Source organism: Methyloversatilis universalis EHg5 (genome assembly GCF_000378945.1).
GTDB classification, from domain to species: domain Bacteria; phylum Pseudomonadota; class Gammaproteobacteria; order Burkholderiales; family Rhodocyclaceae; genus Methyloversatilis; species Methyloversatilis universalis_A.
Genome location: NZ_KB900539.1, coordinates 3,398,756 through 3,420,607, shown reverse-complemented (window position 1 = coordinate 3,420,607; position 21,852 = coordinate 3,398,756). Strand labels below are relative to the sequence as shown.

The following is a 21,852-nucleotide window of genomic DNA, read 5'->3' as shown; positions in this document are numbered from 1 at the left end:
CGCGTCCACCGGAACAGTCCCAGGCTCGAGGAGTGTTTCCCATGATGCGTCCCGCTTTCTTCCCGCTCGCCGCTGCCTTGGCCGTTTTGCTGTGCCTGCCGGCCGCGCAGGCCGGTCCGTTGCGCGAGCGTCTGAGCGCCGGTCGCGGCGAATCACCCGCCACCGAAGCTGGCCTGCCCGCCGGCAGCCGGGTGCTGCGCGACCAGCCTTACGGCGCGGACCGCGCGCAGCGCATGGACGTGTTCATTCCGCCGGACGCACAGGGCGCGCCGGTCGTCTTCATGGTGCATGGCGGGGGCTGGCGGCGCGGCGACAAGGCGCACGGCCGGGTGGTGGACAATAAGGTGGCGCACTGGCTGCCTGCCGGAGCCATCGTGGTGTCGGTCAATTACCGCATGCTGCCCGAGGCCGACGTACCGACCCAGCGCGACGACGTGGCGGCCGCGTTGACGAAGGCGCAGTCACTGGCCTTGTCCTGGGGCGGCGATCCGTCCCGCTTCGTGCTGATGGGGCATTCGGCCGGCGCGCATCTGGTGGCGCTGCTGGCGGCCGCGCCGCCGGCCGGCGTGCAGTCCTGGCGTGCGGTGGTGCTGCTCGACAGCGGTGCGCTGGACGTGCCGCGGCTGATGGCCGAACGGCATGCACCACTGTTCGACCGCGCCTTCGGCAAGGATCCCGCCTTCTGGGCCGCCACCTCGCCACGTCATCGCCTGAGCGGCCCGACGCCGCCCTGGCTGGCAGTGTGCTCAAGCCGGCGCAGCCAGGCCTGCGATCAGGTCGACGCCTTCGCGCAGCGGGTGCGCGACACCGGCGGGCGCATCGAGGTGCTGCCGCTCGATCTGTCGCATGGCGACATCAATGAAGGTCTGGGCCGTCCCGGTGAGTACACCGCGCGGGTGGATGCCTTTCTGGACAGTGCAGGCATGTGGCGCAGCCCCGCGCGCTGACGCGCGGGGTGGCCGTGCTGCACGCCCCGCCGGCCAAGCAGGCGGGGCGCGCCGGATCAGAAGCGACGACCCTTGCGCCAGTTGCCGCGGATCACGAAGGTGAGGCCCGGGCTCTGCATGCTGACGAACATGAAGCGTCCGTCATGCGAGAAACAGGCGCCGGCGAATTCCGAGCCGTTCAGCATGTTCAGCGCGACTTCGAACAGCTCGCCGTCCAGGCCCACGCCCACCACCTTCTCGATGCCGGAGCCGTCTTCGCAGACGTACAGGCGGCCGTCCGGGCCGACCGTGATGTTGTCCGGCGCGGCCAGCAGGAAGCCGCCGTTGTCGGCGTACTGGCCGTTGCTGCTGGCCACCGATTCGACGAACAGCGTGACCGTGCCGTCTTCCGGGTCGTAGGCGAAGATCTGGCCGCGGCCGGCGTCACCACCGTTGCTGCAGACGAAATACACCTTGCCGTTGCCCCACCAGCAGCCTTCGCCACGGGTGAAGCGGGCGGCGCCCTTGGCGTAGCCCTGGGCGCGGTTCGATGCGCCGGCGGATTCGCTGTCCGGATCCGGCACCTCGATTTCGACCCAGTCGGTGGCCAGTGCCTTGAACAGCTTGTCCTTGAAGCCGGTTGCAGTGTTCACGCCCGGCATGTCGATGATGCGCAGCGCTTCCAGCACGCCGCCGGAGCGCAGGTTGCCGTACTCGTTCGGGCGGAAGCGGTACAGCAGGCTGTCGCCGCGGTCTTCGGTCAGATAGACGTAGCCGGTGCTCGGATCGACCGCGGCGGCTTCGTGATTGCGGCGACCCATTTCACGGATCGGCTCGATCGAGCCTTCGCCGTCGGCCGGCACTTCGAACACGTAGCCGTGGCGGATGGTGGCGGCGCTGCTGGCGGTGTTGAAGGTTTCCTCACAGCTCAGCCAGGTGTTCCACGGGGTCGGGCCGCCAGCGCAGTTGCGGGTGGTGCCGGCCAGCGAACCGACGTGGCTCACCAGCTTGCCCTGATTGTCGAGTACCAGCGTGGTGGTGCCACCGGCCTGCGTCGGGTCATAGGTCGAACCGCTGGGGGTGATGCAGCGCGGCGCGCCGGCGGACACGCCGCCCAGTTCGTGGTTGCGCACCAGCACCGTGCCGCCGGTCGGGCTGCGGAAGGCGGCCATGCCGTCATGGTTGCCGGGAACCAGATTGCCGTCGCTCAGCGTGTCGCCGGTCGGCGAAATCACCCAGTAGTCGAAGCCTTCCGGCAGCGCGAGGATGGGCTTGTTGCGCAGGTCACCGATGAAGGGGTTGTTCAGTTCGTCGGTGTTCAGCGGCAGCTTGGGGGTCAGCGGGCCGAAGCCGGCGCCGGAAGACGGGCCGCCCTTGGGGCTGGCGGCCGCGGCCTGGCCGGATTGCAGCGCGAGCAGCGGCGCGATGGTGAGGCCGGCACCGCCGGCGCCGAAGGTGGACATGAAACGGCGGCGCGAAGCGTCGGTCGTCGAGTCGGTCATCTGTATCTCCAGGTCTGTATCGGATGTGTGCCCTACGCGGCCGGGGTGAACGGCGGGTGCGGTCGGGAAGGCCCGGCGGCATGGGCGCCGCAGGGCTCCGAAACAGTCTGGTTAACGATCGTTAATTCTTCGTTGCCGAAGAATTAAGGTGCATCGAGCCGGGCGGGCCGATCTGACCGGCGAGTGAGCCCAGCGCCGCCATCGCGGCGTCGATCCGTGCGTCCCAGCGTACCGCGCACATGAGGCGGATGCAGTTGCGGTACTTGCCCTGGGGCGAAAACAGCGGCCCGGGCGCTACGCTGACGCCGGCGGCCAGCCCTTTGGCCTGAAGTGCCAGCGCGTCGACATGGTCCGGCAGTTCCACCCACAGGATGAAGCCGCCGGCCGGCCGGGTGCACCGGGTGCCGGCGGGGAAGTGACGGGCGATCGCGGTCTGCATGCGCTCCATCTGTTCCGCGTACTGGCGGCGGATGCGCGCGAGGTGACGTTCCCAGCGGCCGGTGGACAGATAGTCGGCCAGTGCGCGCTGGGGCAGCAGCGCGGTGGCCATGGTCGAGCCGTACTTCAGCCGCTCGACGTCGCGCCGCCAGCGCCCGGCGACGATCCAGCCCACCCGCAGCCCGGGTGCCAGCGTCTTGGAAAAGGACGAACACAGCAGCACGTGGCCGGTGCGGTCCCAGGCCTTGGCGACCCGCGGCCGCTCGCCGTCGTGCGCCAGTTCGCCATAGATGTCGTCCTCGATCAGCGCGATGCCGCGCGATGACAGCATCTGCACGATGCGCCGCTTGTTCGCGTCCGGCATCAGCGCGCCACTCGGGTTGCTGAAGCTGGTGCAGGCGAGGCAGGCCTTGATCGGCCACTTCTCCAGTGCCAGTTCCAGTGCGTCCGGACTGAGACCGGTCTGGGTGTCGGTCGGAATTTCCAGCGCCTTCAGGCCCAGCGATTCGATCAGCTGCAGCGTGCCGAAGAAGGCGGGCGATTCGATGGCCACGATGTCGCCCGGCTGGGTGGTGGCGCGCAGCGCCAGCGTCAGCGCCTCCTGGCAGCCGGTAGTGATGACGATGTCGTCGGGATGGATCTGGCAGCCGGATTCGACCGCGCGGCGGGCGATCTGCACCCGCAGCGCTTCTTCGCCGATGAATTCGCCGTAGCGCGCGCTGCCGGCATCGTCGGCGCGCAGCGCACGGCTGAGGCTGGCGCGCACGTCCTTCACCGGCTGAAAGTCCGGGTGCGGGATGGCGGTGCTGAACACCACCAGATCTTCGCGGTGCGATGCGCGCAGCACCTGCGCCACACGTTCCGACATGCTGACCTCGCCCGGACATTCGTCGTCGCAGGTCTGGTGGGCGCGCGGCGGCAGCGCTTCCGGCGTGCGGGCATAGAAGCCGGACTGGGGTCGTGCCTCCAGCCAGCCCTGCGCCTCCAGCTTGCGGTAGGCGGAAATGCAGGTGGCGATGCTCAGCCCCTGCTGGGTCGCGATGCGCCGCACCGACGGCAGGCGCTGGCCCGGTGGATACAGGCCGGCGCGGATGTCCGCGCGCAGCCGGTCGGCCAGTTGTTCGTAGCGGTTCATGCGGCGTCCTTTCCGGCGAGGGCTTGACGGCCATTACTGTACTGCGAGGGTCAATCAATGAATCGGTACAGTTGAGGTGCTGCCGCTTCGGTACAGTCGGAGATTGAGAGTGACTGTGTCGGTTCAATGTGTTTTTTCTGTGCATTCATCGGCACAGTTGCGGGCGGCATGATTCGGCATCCCATACGGAGACGCCGCCATGCCGATGATTACGCTGAATCTGTCCCGCCCGCTGGACGCGGAAACCCGACTGGCCGTCGTCCGTGCGGTCACCGACCTGACGGCCGAAGTGCTGGGCAAGAAGCGTGAGCTGACCGCGCTGGCGCTCGGTCACGTCGAGCACTGGTCGGTTGGCGCCGAGCCGGTGGGTGGTGCGCTCACCGCCTTCCATCTCGAAGTGCGGGTGACCGCCGGCACCAATACCAAGCCGGAGAAGGCGAACTACATTGCCGCGGTGTGGCAGTCGCTGGACGAACTGGTCGGCCCGCTGCATCCGGCCAGTTACATCGTGGTGAGCGATCTGCCGGCCGATTCGTGGGGCTATGCCGGAGAGACCCAGGAGGTGCGCCATGTCCGCTCAAGACTGGTGGTGTAGCCTGCGGCGACGCGTGGCTGAGGCGCGCAGCCGCCGCCGCGCCCGGGCAGAATTGCGGGCGATGGACGATCTGCAGCTGCGCGATCTTGGGCTGGGCCGCTCCGACATTCCGTCGGTGCTGGCCGGGCGCTTCGACGAGCCGGCCGGCCCGCACGCCCGCATCCACTGATACCTTTCCGCGTCCGGTCTGCCCCCGAATCCGACATGATGAAAGCCCACAGCCTGAGCATGGCCCGCTACCACGCCTGGGCCGGCGAGCGTCTGCTCGCCGCGCTCGACGGGATCAGCGACGCCGACTACCGGGCCGATCACGGCCTGTTCTTCCGCAGCCTGCATGGCACGCTGAATCACCTGCTGCTGGCTGACCTGATCTGGTATGGCCGCTTCACCGGATCGCCTTTCGCGGCGACCTCGCTGGCGGACGAAGTGGAGACGGATCGCGCCGCGCTGGCCGCGCGGGTGCGCAGCCAGTCCGCGCGCTGGCCGTCGCTGATCGAGACAGCGGACGACGCGCAGCTGGCGTCCCGCCTGCGCTACCCGAACATGGCCGGCGTTGCCTGCGACACGCCCTGGGCCGGCACGCTGCTGCACGTGTTCAACCACGGCACCCACCATCGCGGCCAGATGTCGGCGGTCATCACCCGGCTCGGCCTGCCGGCACCGGAGATGGATTACGTGTACTTCCTGCGGCTGGATGCGGGGCTGGCCGCATGACGCGTGTGGAGCCGGGCGCGCCTCAGCCGGTCGAATTTCACGCTGCCGACGGCTATCTGCTGCACGGCCGTCTGTGGTGTCCGGCATCGGATGACGGCAGCCGTCCGGCGGTGGTGATCTGCTGTGCGACCGGTGTGGCCGCCCGTTACTACGGCCGGTTCGCCGCCTGGCTGGCGGCGCACGGACTGCCTGCCATGACCTTCGACTACCGCGGCATCGGCGACAGCCGGTACGGCAGCCTGCGCGGCCTGCGTGCGACCAAGCACGACTGGGGCGCGCTCGACGCCGACGCCGCCATCCGCTGGCTGTCGGCGCGCTTCCCCGGTCGCACGCTGGTCGGCGTCGGCCACAGCATCGGCGGCTTCTGCCTGGGTTCGGCGCCGTCCAGCACCCGGCTGGCGCGGCTGCTGCTGGTCGGCTCGCAGTACGCCTACTGGCCGGACTACGCGCCGCGCGAGCGCTTGGGCTATCTGCTGCGCTGGCATCTGCTGATGCCGCTGCTGGCGCTGCTGCTCGGTTACTTCCCGGGCAAGCGTCTGGGCTGGCTGGAAGACCTGCCGCGCGGCGTGGCGCTTGAATGGGGGCTGCGGCTGTGGCCTGAATTCGACCGCCTTTACCGCTGGCTGCCCGGCGCCGCCGGTGCGCCGGACGGCGAGGCGGCGCGGGCGGCTTTCGCGGCCTACCGCGGTCAGGTACTGGCCTGCGCGTCGTCGGACGACCCGTACGCCACGCCGGCGGCGATGCAGCGTCTGCTGGACTGGTTCACCGCCGCCCGCACCCGCCGCGTGCAGTTCCTGCCGGCGCGCTTCGGCCTCACGAAGATCGGCCATTTCGCGCCCTTCCACGCCGACATGCAGCGCACGCTGTGGCCGCTCGGCCTGCGGTGGCTGCGCGGCCGCTGAAGCGCCGGCCTGCGCCGGCGGGCGAGTGCCGTCAGCGACTGCGCAGCAGCGCCTTCATCGCGGTGTCGCGCGGCAGCACGTAATCGTGCGCCGCCAGCGCGACATTGCTGGCCGGGTCGATCACCTTCAGGTTCAGGAACACCCGGTCCTCGCTGGCGCCATAGGTGCCGACGATGACCGCCCGTGCCTGGTGGCTCACCGCCAGATCCTTGATTTCGCGGGTGAGCATCAGTTCGCCCTGGTTCTGGCGGACATAGACGCTGTTGCGGAACTTCATTTCCACCATGTGATAGCCGGCGCGCGAAAAGCGCGACGACACCTGTTCCGACACCAGTCGGCCGAGTGTGGAAGACTGGTCCAGCGCGTCGATGTTCACCACGGTGGCGATGATGAGCGGATTGCCCGGGCCGACCCGGTCACCGATCTGCGCGATCAGCGCGTCGGCGGCGCGGTAGTTGGTCGGCACGAAGCGGTCGGCGGCCGCTTCGTCATAGGTGGGATCGGGCTTGACGGCCGGTGTGCAGCCGGCCGCGCACAGCGCGACGCAGCAGATCAGGGCGCTCAGTCGGCTTGAACGGCGCATGTCACTGCCCTCCCTTCAGATGGACGGCCTGCACGCCGTTGCCGCCTTCGTACAGCCTGCGGTCGGTGTCGGCCGCGTAATAGACCAGACTGCGATGGGCGATGTAGCGGTCGCCTTCGCTCACATGCACGGTGATCAGGATTTCGTTGGCCGGTGTGTCGCCACGGGCGAATTCCGAAGTGAGGGCCTGGTGCCCGTCGTAGGCGACGGCGCCGGCGGTGGCCACGCCGGCGGCGCTGGCATCGACTGCGGCCAGCGCCCACAGGCCGCCGGCGATCAGCGTGAGCCCGCCGACCTGGCGGTTCTGAAAGCGGTCCGGCGAAAAGCGCACGGTCTGCGTTTCGAAGGCCAGCACCTTCGCTGCGTCCGGGCTGCGGCTCACGCTGCGGCCTTCGGCCATCAGTGCCGACACCAGCTGACGCGAAAAGGCGCGCTCGAATTCGCTGGGGGCGCGGCTTTCCTGCACGTGCAGCGGCCCGCTGTCGCCGAGGTCACGCGAGATCTGGCGCGCCACGTCCTGTGCGATGGCGGCCCAGTGGCCTGCTGCCTGCACCTTTGGTTGTTTGCTGGTCGGGAAATTGGTGGCCAGCGGCGTTTCGCTGTGCGGCGCGGCGCAGCCCGTCGCGAGCAGGGCGAACGCAAGCGCGCTGCCGAAATTTCGGGTGTTCATCGACGGGACTCCTCCGCAGGATGGATGGCAGATATATTCATATGTCATATATCAGGCGCGCAAGTTACCAGAAAGCGGGGCAGGTGCGTCAACCGGGTGCGGAGAGGCCCCTCAGGAAGCGGGGCGGTGCAGCGTGCGTGCGGCGGAGATCGTGGCGAAGTGGATGGCGACGATGTCCTCGATCCGTTCGGCGTAGCCACCGGCCATGGTGACCGCCAGCGGCAGTTCGCGTCGGCGGCAGAAGTCGAACACGCGGGCGTCGCGCGCCGCCAGCCCGGCGCGGGTGAGCTTGAGCCGGCCGAGCCGGTCGCCCTCGAACGGGTCGGCACCGGCGAGGTAGATGACGAACTGCGGATCGAAACGCCGGCTCATCGTCGTCAGCGCCTGGTCCAGCGCGGCGAGGTAGGCCTGGTCGCCGGTGTCGTCGGGCAGCGCGACGTCGAGGTGGCTCACTTCCTTGCGAAAGGGGAAGTTGCGGTCGCCGTGCAGCGACAGCGTGAATACGTCTTCCGCGTCGCCCAGGATGTCGGCGGTGCCGTCGCCCTGATGCACGTCGAGATCGACGATGGCCACCCGCGCGATGCCGCATTCGGCCTGCAGCATGCGGGTGGCGACCGCGGCGTCGTTGAACACGCAGTAGCCGGCGCCGCTGGCGTGCTTGGCGTGATGGGTGCCACCGGCCAGATTCGCCGACACGCCCTCGCGCAGCGCGGTGCGGCAGGCGCTCATCGTGGCGCCGGCCGAGCGGCGCGAACGCTCGATCATTTCCGGTGACCACGGGAAGCCTATGGTGCGGATTTCGTTCACGCTCAGTTCGCCGCGGCTGGCGCGGTCGACATAGCCTGCGTCGTGCGCGCGGCACAGTTCGGCGTCGGTGGCCGCGGCAGGTTCGCGCAGTTCGACATCCGGCAGTTCGGCCGCCACCCGCTCGCGCAGCTGGCGGTACTTCGCCATCGGGAAGCGGTGGGTTTCGGGCAGCGGCAGCACGAAGTGGTCTGCGTACCAGGCAATCATGGTGCGGTCGTGAAGTGCGGGACGCGCATTCTGACAGTCATGAAGGTGTCCGGTTGCCGGCCGGCCTGAGACAGTCGACCGGAACGCTGCGCGCCGCGGCCGGTCAGTGTCGGCGGGCGCTGCGCCGAGGGCGTGTTCTCGCTTACCATCGGCCGCGAGCCGAGCCGGAATACAGAATGAAATACACCGATTTGCGCGACTTCATCGCGCAGCTTGAAAAGAAGGGCGAACTGAAGCGCGTCGCGCGTCCGGTGTCGCCTCACCTCGAAATGACCGAAATCTGCGACCGCGTGCTGCGCGCGCAGGGGCCGGCGGTGCTGTTCGAACAGCCGACCGGGCACCGGATGCCGGTGCTGGGCAATCTGTTCGGCACGCCCGGGCGGGTCGCGCTCGGCATGGGTGTCAGCGGCGACAGGTGGGCGGAAGCGCTGCGCGACATCGGCCGCACGCTGTCCATGCTGAAGGAACCGGAACCGCCCAAGGGCCTGAAGGACGCCTGGGACAAGCTGCCCATGCTGAAGCAGGTGTTCTCGATGGCGCCGAAGAAGGTGTCGTCCGCGCCCTGCCAGACGGTCGTGATCGAAGGGCCGGATGTCGACCTCGGCGCGCTGCCGGTGCAGCACTGCTGGCCTGGCGACGCCGCGCCGCTGATCACCTGGGGTCTGGTGGTGACCCGCGGTCCGGACAAGAAGCGGCAGAACCTCGGCATCTACCGTCAGCAGGTGATCGGCCGCAACCGGGTGATCATGCGCTGGCTGGCCCATCGCGGCGGTGCGCTGGATTTCCGCGATCACGCGCGCAGGTTTCCGGGAACGCCCTTCCCGGTGTCGGTGGTGCTGGGCTGCGACCCGGCCACCATACTGGGGGCGGTGACGCCGGTGCCGGACACGCTGTCCGAGTACCAGTTCGCCGGCCTGCTGCGCGGCAGCCGCACCGAACTGGTGAAGTGCATCGGCAACGACCTCGATGTGCCGGCCAGCGCGGAGATCGTGCTTGAGGGCGAACTGCGGCCGGACGCGAACCACCCGTCCGGTTACGAACACGCGCCCGAGGGCCCGTTCGGCGATCACACCGGCTACTACAACGAAGTCGCCGAATTCCCGGTATTCACGATCACCCGCATCACGATGCGGCGCGATCCGATCTACCACTCCACCTACACCGGCAAGCCGCCGGATGAACCTGCGATGCTGGGCGTGGCGCTGAACGAGGTGTTCGTGCCGCTGCTGCAGAAGCAGTTTCCGGAAATCACCGACTTCTACCTGCCGCCGGAAGGCTGTTCATACCGGCTGGCGGTGGTGTCGATGCGCAAGCAGTACCCGGGCCACGCCAAACGGGTCATGTTCGGCGTGTGGAGTTTCCTGCGCCAGTTCATGTACACCAAGACCATCATCGTGGTGGACGAGGACATCGACATCCGCAGCTGGCAGGAAGTGATCTGGGCGATGACCACGCGCATGGACGCGAAGCGCGACACCGTCATCGTCGACAACACGCCGATCGACTATCTCGACTTCGCCAGCCCGGTCGCCGGTCTCGGATCGAAGATGGGTCTGGACGCGACCAACAAATGGCCGGGTGAAACCAGCCGCGAGTGGGGCAGAGTGATCGAGATGGATGCCGACGTGAAGCGACGCGTCGATGCGATGTGGTCCGAACTGGGTCTCTGACCGGCCCGGCCCCGGCGCAATCAGGGCGGCCTGGACCGCCTTCATCACACAACCGGCCGCGAGAATCCGCGGCAGCAAGGAGTGCTTGAAATGGCCATCGGCCTCTACATCATCGGTGACGAAATCCTGTCCGGCCGTCGCCAGGACGGGCATTTCGCCAAGGTGCGCGAACTGCTGGGCGAGCGCGGGCTTCAGCTGTCCTGGGTGCATTACCTGGGCGACGAGCGGCCGCGGCTGATCGAAGCCTATCGCCGCTCGTTTGCGAGCGACGACATCGTGTTCTCCTGCGGCGGAATCGGCGTGACGCCGGATGACCACACGCGGCAGGCCGCCGCTGCCGCACTGGGTGTGGACTGCGTGCTGCATCCGGAAGCGGAAGCAGAAATCCGCGCCCGCTTCGGCGCCGAAACCACCGAGAACCGTCTGCGACTGGGCGAATTTCCGGCCGGCAGCCAGATCATTCCGAATCCGTTCAACCGCATCCCGGGCTTCAGCTGCCGCCACCATCACTTCGTGCCCGGCTTTCCGGAAATGGCGTGGCCGATGATGAAGTGGGTGCTGGACACGCAGTACGCCGATCTGCACCACACCCGTGACTGGGTGGAAGCGTCGATGTTCGTGTTCGATGCGCACGAGAGCAGGCTGCTGGATCTGATGCAGGCCATCGAAACCGAATACGGCGTGACCGTGTTCAGCTTGCCCAGCTTCGGTAATGCGCGGCATGCCGGTCCGCATATCGAACTGGGCGCGAAGGGGAGCGCCGACACGGTGCCCGCCGCGATGGCGGCGATGCGGGCCGAAGTGCTCAAGCGCGGCCTGGTGATCGCGCCGGACGCCTGACCGGACGCGTTCCGGCGCGTCAACGAAAAAGCCCCGCCGGAGCGGGGCTTTTTCTTGCAGCAGGTGCTGAAGACTTAGGCAGCAGCCTTCTTCTTCGCGGTGGTGCTGGCGGCGCCGACGGCACGCACGGTGGCCGAGGTCGCGGCATTCACGTTGGCTTCGGCCAGTTCCACGGCTTGCTTGGTGGCCTTGGCGATGCTGTCGTAGGCGCTGTTGGCGGCGGCGATGGCCGACTTCACGGCGGCGACGGCAACGTCCGAACCAGCCGGAGCTTGCTTGGCGGCTTGGTCCAGGGTCGAGGTGACAACCTTGTTCACTTCGCCGACCTGAGCTTCGACGACCTTGCTCAGCTCTTCCTGGGTCTGCGACACGATTTCATAGACGCTGCGCGAGTAGGCAACGACCTTCTCGATCGCCGGCTGCACCAGGCCGCTCTGCAGCGAAACGATGTCCTGCACGTCCTTGGCGCCGAGCAGCGTCTTGGTGTTGGCGACGCTGTCTTCCAGCAGCGCACGGGCGGTGTTCAGGTTCAGCGCAGCCAGACGTTCGGTGCTGGCGAAGGCGGTGTTGGCCAGGGTCAGCAGGGCTTCGATGCCGTTCTTGTTGGCGGCGGCGATGTTTTCCGGGGTAAAGGCCATGGTGGTTATCTCCAATACTTGACTTGTGTTGAAAGAGCGACCACGACCGGGCAAGAACTCCGACACCCACGAGGCCACCTGATTTTGTGTGCAGCCCGATCACCGACTGATTCACTCAGTCCGTATTGCGCTGCACCATGACTACGATTATAGGGGTGGTCGACGCGATGTCAACATGTTTTTGTTGCACTGCACACAAAAACTTCGGGTAAAAAAATCTTAATCTAAACAAAGATATGTGTACGTGCGTTCAAGACTTCGTCTTGGCTCGGGTGGGTTGTGCCACCGCAGCGGAAAGGGCGTGTTCAGCGCAGTTCGGACAGCAGGCGTGCTGCGGTGCGCTCGGTTTCCCGCCGGTAGGCGTCGCCGAACAGAATGAGGTGGTTAAGCAGGTGGTGCAGCCGGTAGAGGCCGCGGCGGGTGAGCGCGCAGGCATCGAGCGGGGCCGCTTTCTGATAGGCGGCGTACATGGATACCGGAAAGCCGCCGAACAGTTCGGTCATCGCATAGTCGGCTTCGCGGTCGCCGTAGTACGCGGCCGGATCGAATACTGCCGGCTGCTCGCCAGCCATGCCGGCATTGCCGTGCCACAGGTCGCCGTGCAGCAGTGAAGGCGCCGGACGGTAGTCGAGGAACAGGGCGGGCACCCGTTCGATCAGGGCGCGCAGCGTGCGGATCAGTTCGCCGCGTTCGCCGGCTGCGATCAGCCGGTCGAACGCCGGTTGCAGGCGTTTCTGCGCGAAGAACAGCGGCCAGGACGCCGCCCAGCCGTTTTCCTGCGGGCTGTCGCCCAGCCAGTTGTCGCGTCCCAGGCCGTAATGCTCGCCGCGCACCGCATGCAGTGCGGCCAGTGCCTGACCGAAGGCGCGACCGGCCGCCTCGCCGTTCACCGGCGTGAGGTCCAGCCATTCCAGTGCCAGCCAGGCGGTGTCGCCGCTGATACCCCGGCCGGCCAGTGCCGGCACGCGGAAGGCGCCGCTGCCGCGCAGCAGATCCAGACCGTCCGCTTCGGCCGACAGCCGCTCCGCATCGGCCGCTGGCAGGCTCTTGACGAACAGCCTGCCGTCAGAGGTGTCCAGCCGCAGTGCACTGCGGGTGCGGCCGGCCGGCAGCGCGGTTTCGCCGGTTGCACGCAGTCCGAGTGTGGTGGCGATGTCCAGGGCCAGCGGACTCATGCCGTTGCGCTCCCGCCATCGGCCAGCCGCATGTTGGCGGCGGACAGCCGGCCCGCCAGCACCAGCAGGAAGGCTTCGTAGAAACGCATGCGGCAGGTTTCAGAGGCGCGGCGGATGCTGTGGCCGTCGATCACGCACAGCAGACTGTCGGTACTCACCTGCACATCGTTGGCCCTGAGCTTGCGTTCCCGCGCGACCACAGACATTTCACCGCAGCATTCGCCGGCGGTCAGTATGGTGAGCGTGCGTCCGTTCTTCGCGATCGCCAGTTCGCCCTCGGCGATCACGTACAGCCGGTCGCCCTGTTCGCCGTCCTTCATCAGCAGCGTGCCGGCGGCCACACGTTCGAGTCGGGTGAAGCGGGCCACTTCCCACAGTTCGACGTCGCTGAACTCGTGGAAGAAGGCCAGCGTGCGCATCAGCCGGAACTGTTCAGCGTCGCTGCCCGCGTCCTCGCGCGGCTTGAGCCGGCGGTTGCGGAAGGCCTGTGCGAGGTCGTGCGTGAAATCGGCCCAGGTGGCGTAGCGCAGTTCCACGTCCTTGTGCATGGCGCGCGCCACCACGTCGTCCAGCGCCGGTGGCAGGCCGGGGCGGTGGGTGGAGGGCGGCGGCGGTTCGACGTGGATGATCTGGTACACCAGGCTGTACTTGTTGCTGGCCTGGAAGGGCAGTTCGCCGGCCAGCAGCTGGTACAGCACCACGCCCAGCGAGTAGATGTCGGTCTGGTGGTTCAGCGGCATTTCCCGCACCTGCTGCGGGCTCATGTAGGCGGGCGAACCGACGCCTTCGACCTGGGTGCGCTCCACCGTGGTGAACAGCGCGGCGCCGAAATCGGTCAGCTTGAGGTCGCCGTCGCGGGTGAGCAGGATGTTGGCCGGCTTGATGTCACGGTGGGTGACGCCGAGCTGGCAGGCGTAGTCGAGCGCGCGGGTGCACTTGAACATCAGTTCGACGATGCGATCGACCGGCAGCAGCGCCGGCCGCTGGATGTGCGCTTCCAGCGTGCCGCCGCCGACATACTCCATGACGATCCACGCGTGCTCGTCACCGATCACCGCGTCGTGGATGGCGGCGATGTGCGGGTGCTGCAGCCGGTTGGCGAGCGAAGCTTCGTTGATCAGCAGATTGCGGTGCAGCTTGCCGCGCACCCGGTCGTTCAGCACGTCCGGGTCGATGCACTTGATGGCCACCTCGCGCTGCGTTTCCGGGTCCCAGGCCAGCCAGACCGTACTGGTGCTGCCGCGCCCGATGATGCGGCGCAGCTGGTAGCGGCCGAGCGTGCTGCCCGCCGCGTAGTCCGGTGCCGGAACCGCGTTCATCGGCTCACACGCCGGTCAGCCGCTGGTTGGCCAGCGCGAGCCGTTCGACCAGGATGCGCAGGAAGGCGCGGTCGAAGCGGTGGCGGCAGGCTTCGGAGGCGTGTTCCAGCGTGGCGTTGGCGAAATGGATCACCACCGCTTCCGACAGCGTGGATACATCGGCGCCGCGGGTGCCGCGTTCCGGCGTGAGCCAGGCCATCTCGCCGACGCATTCGCCGGCCGACAGCACGTTCAGCAGCTTGCGGCCTTTGGTCACTTTCACCTCGCCGGCGGCGATGATGAAGAAGCCGTCGCCGGCGTCGCCCTCGCGCAGCAGCATCTGGCCACCGGCCACCCGGTGCCATTCGCCCAGTCGCACCACCTCCCACAGTTCAACGTCGGAAAAGTCGCGGAAGAAAGGCAGCGCTCGCAGCGAGTTGAATTTCTCGCTGTCGGCGATACGCGTGTCCTGTTCGCGCTGCGCCTCGCCGCGGAAAGCCTCGGCCAGATCGAAGGAAAAGGCGTCCCAGGTCGGGTAGCGGTCGTCCAGTGACTTCTGCAGCGCGCGCATCACGATGTCGTCCAGCGCCGGCGGCAGTTCGGGCCGCAAGGCGGACGGCGGCACCGGCTCAGCGTGGGTGATCTGGTACATCATGCTGTAGTTGTTGCTGCCCTGGAACGGCAGCTGGCCGGTCAGCAGCTGGTACATCACCACGCCCAGCGAAAAGATGTCGGTCTGGTGATTGAGCGGGTGTTCCTTGATCTGCTGCGGGCTCATGTAGGCCGGAGAGCCGACGCCCGACACCTGGGTTTCGTTGGCCGATACCGACATTGCGGCGCCGAAATCCGACACTTTCACATTCGTGCCGGCGGCCGCGCCGTCATCGGCGCGCATGATGTTGGCCGGCTTCAGATCGCGGTGGATGACGCCCAGGCGCCAGGCGAAATCCAGCGCGCGCGAGCATTTGAAGATGATTTCCAGCACGTCGCCGACCGGCAGCAGATTTTCCGGCTGAGTGTGGCGTTCCAGCGTGCCGCCGCGTACGTACTCCATGACGATGTAGGCCGGATCAGATTCGGCCACTGCGTCATAGATCTGCACGATGTGCGGATGGGTGAGCTTGCCGGCCAGAGAGGCCTCGGCGACGAAGAACTTGCGCTGATAGCGCTCGGTCTTGCCGCCGTCGTCGGCGCCACCTGCGACCACCTTGATCGCTACCTCGCGACGGCCGAAGGGGTCGTGCGCCAGATAGACCTTGGACGTGGCGCCCTCGCCGAGCAGGCGCAGGATGCGGTACTTGCCGAGCAGGTCCACGTCAGACCTCCTGCAGCCGGGCGGGCGCCCGGCGGGCAGTGGAGTAGCGGCGGCGGGAGCGTGTGGTCGGCATCATGGCGGCGGGGCGGACACCCGGCGACGGTGACCGGCGCCGGGCAGAGGTATTCCGCGTCAGCCGGCCAGACCGGCCCGGGCGCGGGCGATGGCGGCGCGCACCTGTTCCGGTGCAGTGCCGCCGACGTGGTTGCGGGAGGACAGCGAACCTTCCACCGTCAGCACCGCGAACACCGATTCATCGACCAGCGGCGAGAAGGACTTGAGCTCGTCCAGCGTGAGGTCGGACACGTCGCAGCCCTTCTGTTCGGCCAGACGCACCGCGCGGGCGACCGCCTCGTGCGCGTCGCGGAAGGGCAGGCCACGCTTGACCAGCCAGTCGGCCAGATCGGTGGCGGTGGCGTAGCCCTGACGCAGCGCACTGCGCATGGCGTCGGCCTTCACCCGCACGTTGAACACTTTCTCGCCATTCGCGCCGGTGCTGCTGCCCATCATGTCAGCGTAGATGCGCAGCGTGTCGATCACCGTGTCGGCGGTGTCGAACAGCGGTTCCTTGTCTTCCTGATTGTCCTTGTTATAGGCCAGCGGCTGGCCCTTCATCAGCGTGAGCAGGGCGATCAGGCTGCCATTTACGCGACCGGTCTTGCCACGCACCAGCTCCGGCACGTCCGGGTTCTTCTTCTGCGGCATGATGGACGAGCCGGTGCAGAAGCGGTCCGCCAGGTCGATGAAGCCGACGCGCGGGCTCATCCACAGGATGAGTTCTTCCGACAGGCGCGACAGGTGGGTCATCAGCAGGCTGGAGGCGGCGCAGAATTCGATCGCGAAATCACGGTCGGATACCGCGTCCAGCGAGTTCTGGCACACCTCGTCGAAACCCAGTTCGCGCGCCACGAATTCGCGGTCGATCGGGAAGGTGGTGCCGGCCAGTGCGGCCGAACCCAGCGGCAGGCGGTTGGTGCGCTTGCGGCAGTCGGCGAAGCGCTCGGCGTCACGCCGCAGCATTTCGAAATAGGCCATCAGGTGATGACCGAAAGTCACCGGCTGCGCCACCTGCAGGTGGGTGAAGCCGGGCAGCGGGGTGGCTGCGTGGTGTTCGGCCAGATCGAGCAGCGCGCTCTGGAAGTCGCGGATCAGGCCGACGATGGTGTCGATCGCGTCGCGCAGCCACAGCCGGATGTCGGTCGCCACCTGATCGTTGCGGCTGCGACCGGTGTGCAGGCGCTTGCCGGCGTCGCCGACCAGCGCGGTCAGCCGCTTCTCTATATTGAGGTGGACGTCCTCGTCGTCGAGGTTCCAGTCGAAGCGGCCGGCCTCGATCTCCTGCGCGATCTGCGCCATGCCGGAGCGGATGGCATCAAGATCGGCCTGGGCGATGATGCCCTGCTTCGCCAGCATCGCGGCGTGGGCCAGCGAGCCCTGGATGTCCTGACGCCACATCCGTTGGTCGAAGAACACCGACGCGGTATAACGTTTCACCAGATCGGACACGGGTTCGGAAAAACGGCCCGACCATGCCTTGGTCGGCTCGGACTGCGAAGATGCGCTCATGATGGAAAGACGTTCGGCACGCTGCGGGAAACCGGCAATTATAGGCCAGCGAGGCGAAATGCCTCAGCGGGTTGCCGACGCGTGTGCCCGGGGGGCGGCACGGTGAGGCCGGCGCGCGCACCGGACTGGCGCAACCTCGGCGTGATGCTGCGCAGCGTACTGCTGGTCAATGCACTGGCCGCGCTGGCGCTGCTGGCACGCAACCGCAGCGGCGAAGCGCTGCCCTTCGACCTGCTTGAAATGGCGGCCCGGGTCGAGCCGCCGCTCATCCTGACGCTGGGCCTGCTCTATCTGCTGGCGCCGGTCTTTGCCCGGTTGACGGTGCGCGGTGGCTGGGCGCTGGTGGCCGCAGTGGCGCTGGCCAGCACGCTGGCGGCGGACGCGCTGGCTGGGTGGGATCTGCCATCCGGCCGCGACTGGCCGGTGCGCGAAGCCGTATGGGCGCTGCTGGCCGCCAGCGCTGCGATGGTCTATTTCACCGTGCAGGAGCGCGCGCTCGGCCCGGCCATTGCCCAGGCCCGGCTGATGGCGCTGTCCGCCCGCATCCGGCCGCATTTCCTGTTCAACAGCCTGAACGCGGTGCTGGGCATCATCCGTGACGATCCGCGCCGGGCCGAGCGCGCGCTGGAAGAGCTGTCCGACCTGTTCCGCGTGCTGATGCGCGAGAACCGCGATCTGGTCACTCTGGGCGAAGAACTGGCGCTGTGCCGGCAGTACATCGAGCTGGAGCGGCTCAGGCTGGGCGAGCGGCTGGACGTGCAGTGGCAGACCGACGGCTGCCCGCCCGACGCGAAAGTGCCGCCGCTCATGCTGCAGCCCTTGCTGGAGAACGCGGTCTATCACGGGGTCGAGCCGCTGGCTGGCCGCGGTGAAGTCAGGGTCAGCGTGCAGCGGGCCGGCGGCGATCTGCTGGTCGAGATCGACAATCCGCTGCCGCCACCCGGCCGCGCCGCCGGTCATGGCGGCGGCAACCGCATGGCGCTCGACAATCTGCGCGAGCGGCTCATGCTGTTCTTCGACCTGGAGGCGCAGCTGGAAGCCGGCGAGCGCGACGGCCTCTACCGGGTGCGCATCCGCTTTCCGTACCGGAGCAGGGCATGACAGTGCTGCGCGTATTCATTGCCGACGACGAAGCGCCCGCCCGGCTCAGGTTGCGTGTGCTGCTGTCCGACATCGAGGCCGAACTGCCGAACCGGGTGGTGGGCGAGGCGGCCAATGGCGACGACGCGCTTGCGCTGCTGGCCGCGCTGCCGGCGGCGGATGCGGCGGATGTCGCGCTGGTCGATATCCGCATGCCCGGCATGGACGGCGTCGAACTGGCGTCGCGCCTGGCGGCGCTGCCGCTGCCGCCGGTACTGGTGTTCTGCACCGCCTATGACCAGTATGCGGTGCGCGCCTTCGAACTGCAGGCGACCGATTACCTGATGAAACCGGTACGCGCTGCCCGCCTGCTCGAAGCGCTCAGGCGGGTGCCCGGGCGCTCCACGACCGCCGTGGCGGATGCCGCGGGCGGCCGCAGCCAGCTGTCGTGCAGCGAACGCGGCCGCATCCTGCTGGTGCCGGTGGCCGACATCCTCTACCTGCGGGCAGAGCTGAAATACGTCACCGCCCGCACCGGCGAACGCGAATATCTGTTGGAAGAGTCACTGGCCGCGCTGGAGCAGGAGTTCCAGCGCCGTTTCGTGCGCATCCACCGCAACTGCCTGGTCGCCCGCGACGCGGTGGCCGGTTTCGAACATGTGCGTGACGGTGCCGACGGCCACTGGTCGGTGGTGCTGAAGGGGCTGGACGAACGCCTGCCGGTGAGTCGCCGCCAGTGGGCGCAGGTCAGGGCGGAGTTCGCCGACATCCGGACGGTGCAGTAGCGCTGTTCCGCCGGGCAGCGCCCGACGGAACAGTCCGCCCGATCTCCGCCTTAACCGCTGTTCCTCAGCGCGGCGGCGATGCCGTTGATGGTGAGGTGGATGGAGCGGCGGGTGCGGTCATGGCGGTTGCCGGCGCGGAAGCGGCGCAGCAGTTCGACCTGCAGGTGATTCAGCGGCTCCATATAGGGGAAGCGGTTGCGGATCGAGCGGGCGAGCAGCGGATTGGTCGACAGCAGTTCCGGCGCGCCGGTGATCTGGCGTACCGCGTCCAGCGTGGCCTGCCATTCGTTGCAGATGCGGGTGAAGATGGCCTCGCGCAACGCCTTGTCCTCCACCAGTTCTGCGTAGCGGCTGGCGATCGCGATGTCGGTCTTCGACAGCACCATGTCCATGTTGGAAATGAGCGTGGCGAAGAAGGGCCACTCGTGCACCATGGCCTGCAGGCGGGCCATGCCGTCCGCGTGCTGCGCGCGGTAGGCCTGCACCGCGCTGCCGAAGCCATACCAGCCGGGCAGCATGAGCCGGCACTGCGACCACGAAAACACCCACGGAATGGCGCGCAGATCCTCGATGCGCTGCCCCTTCTTGCGCGAGGCCGGGCGCGAGCCGATGTTCAGTTCGGCGATTTCGGTGATGACGGTCGATTCCCAGAAATACTTCTCGAAGCCCGGGGTTTCGTACACCAGATTGCGGTAGGCCGCGAACGCGTGACCGGACAGCTCTTCCATCGCGTCGGTGAATTCGGTCGGAGCGGCCGCTTCGCGCTTGCCCAGCAGCGTGGCTTCAAAGGTGGCCGCGGCCAGCACTTCGAGGTTGCGCCGGCCGACCTCCGGATTCGAGTATTTCGACGCGATCACCTCGCCCTGTTCGGTGATGCGGATCTGACCCTGCACCGCGCCGCCCGGCTGCGCCAGGATGGCCTGGAAGCTGGGGCCGCCGCCGCGGCCGACCGAGCCGCCCCGGCCGTGGAACAGCCGCAGACGTACGCCGTGGCGCTTGAACACCTGCACCAGCTTGGTTTCCGCCTTGTACAGCTCCCAGCCCGAGGTGAGGAAGCCACCGTCCTTGTTCGAATCGGAATAGCCCAGCATCACCTCCTGGGTGGCGCTGCGGGCATCGAGCAGCACGCGCCAGATCGGGATGGTGAACAGCCGGTCCATGATGCGCGGCGCGTTGCGCAGGTCGCCAATGGTTTCGAACAGCGGAATGACATTCATCGAGGCGCGCCGTTCGTGCACATTGAGCAGGCCGACTTCCTTCAGGATGAGCGCCACTTCCAGCATGTCGGACACGCCGTCCGCCTTGGAAATGATGTAGTTGGGCAGCGCCGCCTCGCCGTACAGCGCGTGCATTTCGGCCGCGGTGCGGGCGATCGCCAGTTCGCCCTCGGTTTCGGCCGAGAACTGCATGAAGGGCGAGGTGAGCGGGCGCGGCGTGCCCAGTTCGTTGATCAGCACCTCGATCCGCTGTTCCTCGCGCAGTTCGAGGTAGTTCGGGCACACATGCGCATTGGCCAGCATTTCCGACACCACGCGCTCATGCACGTCGGAGTTCTGCCGCAGGTCCAGCGCCGCCAGATGGAAGCCGAACACGCGCGCGGCGTGGCGCAGGCGGCGCAGGCGGCCGCGGGCGATCAGCGACGACTTGTGGCCGACCAGCGAGTCGTGGATCACGTCCAGATCGCGCACGAACTCTTCCGCGCTGGTGTAGGGATCAGCTTCGCCGACCGCCTTCCACAGCGCTTCGTGCTGGTCCAGCGTGCGCGCGGTCACCGCCAGACGGGCGTAGATGCCGGCCAGCGCGCGGCGGTACAGCTCGTCCTCGCGGTGCGGCGACTTGTCCGGCGCGGTGGCGGCCAGCACCCGCAGCTCGTCGCTCACGTTGTTCAGCAGCGTGGTCGGCGACAGGTCGGTGTCCAGGATGTGCACCTGGGTCAGGTAGTAATCCAGCGCCTTGGACGACTGCACGCGCAGCGTCGAGCGCAGCACATCGGCGGTGACGAAGGGATTGCCGTCACGGTCGCCGCCTATCCAGGAACCCATGCGCAGGAAACTGCCGATCTCGCGCTTGTGCTCCGGGAACGCCGCGGCCAGCTGGTCTTCGACCGCGTTGTAGACGCGCGGCAGTTCGCGCAGGAAGGTGTAGTCGTAGAAGGACAGGCCATTGACCACCTCGTCGCCGACCGACAGCCGGGTCCGGCGCAGCATGCGGGTCTGCCACAGCGAGGTGACGGTGCGGCGCACCGCCTCGTCGCGCTCTTCCAGCTCGTCCGGCGTCAGCCGCATGCGGTCGCGCTCGTCGATCAGCCGGGCGATCTTCATTTCCTGGCTCAGGATGCTCTTGCGCTGCACCTCGGTCGGGTGGGCGGTGAGCACCGGCACGATGAGGCCGTCGCGGAAGAAGGCGAGGATTTCGTCGGCCGGCACGTTCGCCTCCAGCGCCTTGTCGAGCGCGCTGGCCAGCGTGCCCGGCCGCGGCGGATCGCCGGCGATGGCGTGGGCGCGGGCGCGGCGGATGTGGTGCTGGTCCTCGGCGATATTGGCCAGGTGCAGGAAGTAGCTGAAGGCGCGCACCACGATGATGGTGTCGTCGTCCGACAGGCCATTGAGCAGCTTGGCCAGTTCGGCCCGGGCGTCCAGATCGTCGTCGCGACGGAAGCGCACGCACAGCTGGCGCACGTTCTCGATCAGCTCGAACATGCGGCTGCCTTCCTGCTCGCGCACCACGTCGCCGAGCATGCGGCCGAGCAGACGGATGTCGTCGAACAGCGGCTTGTCCTTGTCGTCCGCCGAGCGGTCGTGCACCGCGACCGGCGTCTGGGCCTGTTGATTCACTGGCAATCCTTCCGAAATCAGTGTCTGAATGTCTGCGCACCACCGGCCTGCACTGGCGGGGGCGCTGCGATGTTCCATCCGGGGCTGCTAGAATTCGGGCCGTGTCGCGCGCTGCCTGTAGGCACTCGTTCACGCCGGCGCGCGGTGTATCCAACTAATCGACCACCACACG

Annotated in this window: 20 protein-coding genes; 9 read left to right on the top strand and 11 right to left on the bottom strand. The window is 67.7% G+C overall.

The window, feature by feature from the left end; genetic code table 11:
- Positions 1-41 precede the first annotated feature (41 nt).
- Entirely contained in the window at positions 42-947 is a 906-nt protein-coding gene (locus METUNV2_RS0115635) for an alpha/beta hydrolase (RefSeq protein WP_018230414.1), read from the top strand.
- Positions 948-1,003: 56 nt separating this feature from the next.
- Here METUNV2_RS0115635 and METUNV2_RS0115630 read toward each other — a convergent pair whose 3' ends face one another.
- Together METUNV2_RS0115630 and METUNV2_RS19235 are read right to left on the bottom strand one after the other, a co-directional pair.
- Positions 1,004-2,428 (bottom strand): alkaline phosphatase PhoX, encoded by a 1,425-nt coding sequence (locus METUNV2_RS0115630; RefSeq protein WP_018230413.1) that lies wholly within the window; start codon positions 2,426-2,428, stop codon positions 1,004-1,006.
- A 121-nt stretch (positions 2,429-2,549) separates the two neighbouring features.
- Positions 2,550-4,001: an aminotransferase-like domain-containing protein gene (locus tag METUNV2_RS19235; RefSeq protein ID WP_018230412.1), complete on the bottom strand. Its 1,452-nt coding sequence runs from the start codon at positions 3,999-4,001 to the stop codon at positions 2,550-2,552.
- Between the two features lie 199 nt (positions 4,002-4,200).
- Between METUNV2_RS19235 and METUNV2_RS0115620 the strand changes: the two genes are divergently transcribed.
- Genes METUNV2_RS0115620 through METUNV2_RS0115605 form a run of 4 tightly spaced genes read left to right on the top strand, consistent with a single transcriptional unit; the run spans position 4,201 to position 6,212 of the window.
- Positions 4,201-4,596, top strand: coding sequence for a tautomerase family protein (locus METUNV2_RS0115620; RefSeq protein WP_018230411.1), 396 nt, complete (start codon positions 4,201-4,203; stop codon positions 4,594-4,596).
- Positions 4,571-4,765 carry a DUF1127 domain-containing protein gene (locus METUNV2_RS0115615; RefSeq protein WP_026188213.1) on the top strand — a complete coding sequence of 65 codons (195 nt, stop codon included), beginning with the start codon at positions 4,571-4,573 and terminating at the stop codon, positions 4,763-4,765. Before METUNV2_RS0115620 ends, METUNV2_RS0115615 begins: the two co-directional genes overlap by 26 nt.
- Before the next feature lie 35 nt (positions 4,766-4,800).
- Positions 4,801-5,310, top strand: coding sequence for a DinB family protein (locus tag METUNV2_RS0115610; protein WP_018230409.1), 510 nt, complete (start codon positions 4,801-4,803; stop codon positions 5,308-5,310).
- Positions 5,307-6,212 (top strand): alpha/beta hydrolase family protein, encoded by a 906-nt coding sequence (locus tag METUNV2_RS0115605; RefSeq protein WP_018230408.1) that lies wholly within the window; start codon positions 5,307-5,309, stop codon positions 6,210-6,212. The genes METUNV2_RS0115610 and METUNV2_RS0115605 overlap by 4 nt, the downstream gene beginning before the upstream one ends.
- Before the next feature lie 31 nt (positions 6,213-6,243).
- Here METUNV2_RS0115605 and METUNV2_RS0115600 read toward each other — a convergent pair whose 3' ends face one another.
- The 3 genes from METUNV2_RS0115600 to METUNV2_RS0115590 all read right to left on the bottom strand — a co-directional run bounded on the left by METUNV2_RS0115600 (position 6,244) and on the right by METUNV2_RS0115590 (position 8,479).
- Positions 6,244-6,795, bottom strand: coding sequence for a FlgO family outer membrane protein (locus METUNV2_RS0115600; protein WP_018230407.1), 552 nt, complete (start codon positions 6,793-6,795; stop codon positions 6,244-6,246).
- Position 6,796: 1 nt separating this feature from the next.
- Positions 6,797-7,465 (bottom strand): hypothetical protein, encoded by a 669-nt coding sequence (locus tag METUNV2_RS0115595; protein ID WP_018230406.1) that lies wholly within the window; start codon positions 7,463-7,465, stop codon positions 6,797-6,799.
- A 111-nt stretch (positions 7,466-7,576) separates the two neighbouring features.
- Complete coding sequence (locus METUNV2_RS0115590; protein WP_018230405.1) at positions 7,577-8,479, bottom strand: histone deacetylase family protein; 903 nt, start codon at positions 8,477-8,479, stop codon at positions 7,577-7,579.
- 176 nt (positions 8,480-8,655) lie between these two features.
- Here METUNV2_RS0115590 and ubiD point away from each other — a divergent pair, with 176 nt between their 5' ends.
- Positions 8,656-10,149, top strand: coding sequence for a 4-hydroxy-3-polyprenylbenzoate decarboxylase (ubiD, locus tag METUNV2_RS0115585; protein WP_018230404.1), 1,494 nt, complete (start codon positions 8,656-8,658; stop codon positions 10,147-10,149).
- Between the two features lie 90 nt (positions 10,150-10,239).
- A complete protein-coding gene (locus tag METUNV2_RS0115580; protein WP_018230403.1) occupies positions 10,240-10,989 on the top strand; it encodes a competence/damage-inducible protein A in 750 nt (249 codons plus the stop codon).
- Positions 10,990-11,063: 74 nt separating this feature from the next.
- On the opposite strand, the gene METUNV2_RS0115575 is transcribed toward METUNV2_RS0115580, so the two are convergent.
- The 5 genes from METUNV2_RS0115575 to argH all read right to left on the bottom strand — a co-directional run bounded on the left by METUNV2_RS0115575 (position 11,064) and on the right by argH (position 16,981).
- A complete protein-coding gene (locus METUNV2_RS0115575) occupies positions 11,064-11,627 on the bottom strand; it encodes a phasin family protein (protein WP_018230402.1) in 564 nt (187 codons plus the stop codon).
- Between the two features lie 305 nt (positions 11,628-11,932).
- A complete protein-coding gene (locus METUNV2_RS0115570) occupies positions 11,933-12,802 on the bottom strand; it encodes a fructosamine kinase family protein (protein ID WP_018230401.1) in 870 nt (289 codons plus the stop codon).
- Entirely contained in the window at positions 12,799-14,121 is a 1,323-nt protein-coding gene (locus METUNV2_RS0115565) for a protein kinase domain-containing protein (RefSeq protein WP_018230400.1), read from the bottom strand. Before METUNV2_RS0115565 ends, METUNV2_RS0115570 begins: the two co-directional genes overlap by 4 nt.
- Positions 14,122-14,125: 4 nt before the next feature.
- Positions 14,126-15,415 carry a protein kinase domain-containing protein gene (locus METUNV2_RS0115560; protein ID WP_018230399.1) on the bottom strand — a complete coding sequence of 430 codons (1,290 nt, stop codon included), beginning with the start codon at positions 15,413-15,415 and terminating at the stop codon, positions 14,126-14,128.
- Between the two features lie 132 nt (positions 15,416-15,547).
- The gene (gene argH, locus METUNV2_RS0115555; RefSeq protein ID WP_018230398.1) at positions 15,548-16,981 is read right to left on the bottom strand and encodes an argininosuccinate lyase; all 1,434 of its coding nucleotides are present in this window, start codon (positions 16,979-16,981) and stop codon (positions 15,548-15,550) included.
- Positions 16,982-17,083: 102 nt separating this feature from the next.
- On the opposite strand from argH, the gene METUNV2_RS0115550 reads away from it, so the two are divergent.
- A complete protein-coding gene (locus METUNV2_RS0115550) occupies positions 17,084-18,082 on the top strand; it encodes a sensor histidine kinase (protein WP_026188212.1) in 999 nt (332 codons plus the stop codon).
- Positions 18,079-18,846, top strand: coding sequence for a LytR/AlgR family response regulator transcription factor (locus METUNV2_RS0115545; protein WP_018230396.1), 768 nt, complete (start codon positions 18,079-18,081; stop codon positions 18,844-18,846). Before METUNV2_RS0115550 ends, METUNV2_RS0115545 begins: the two co-directional genes overlap by 4 nt.
- A gap of 50 nt (positions 18,847-18,896) precedes the next feature.
- On the opposite strand, the gene ppc is transcribed toward METUNV2_RS0115545, so the two are convergent.
- The gene (gene ppc, locus METUNV2_RS0115540; protein WP_018230395.1) at positions 18,897-21,680 is read right to left on the bottom strand and encodes a phosphoenolpyruvate carboxylase; all 2,784 of its coding nucleotides are present in this window, start codon (positions 21,678-21,680) and stop codon (positions 18,897-18,899) included.
- Positions 21,681-21,852: the final 172 nt, after the last annotated feature.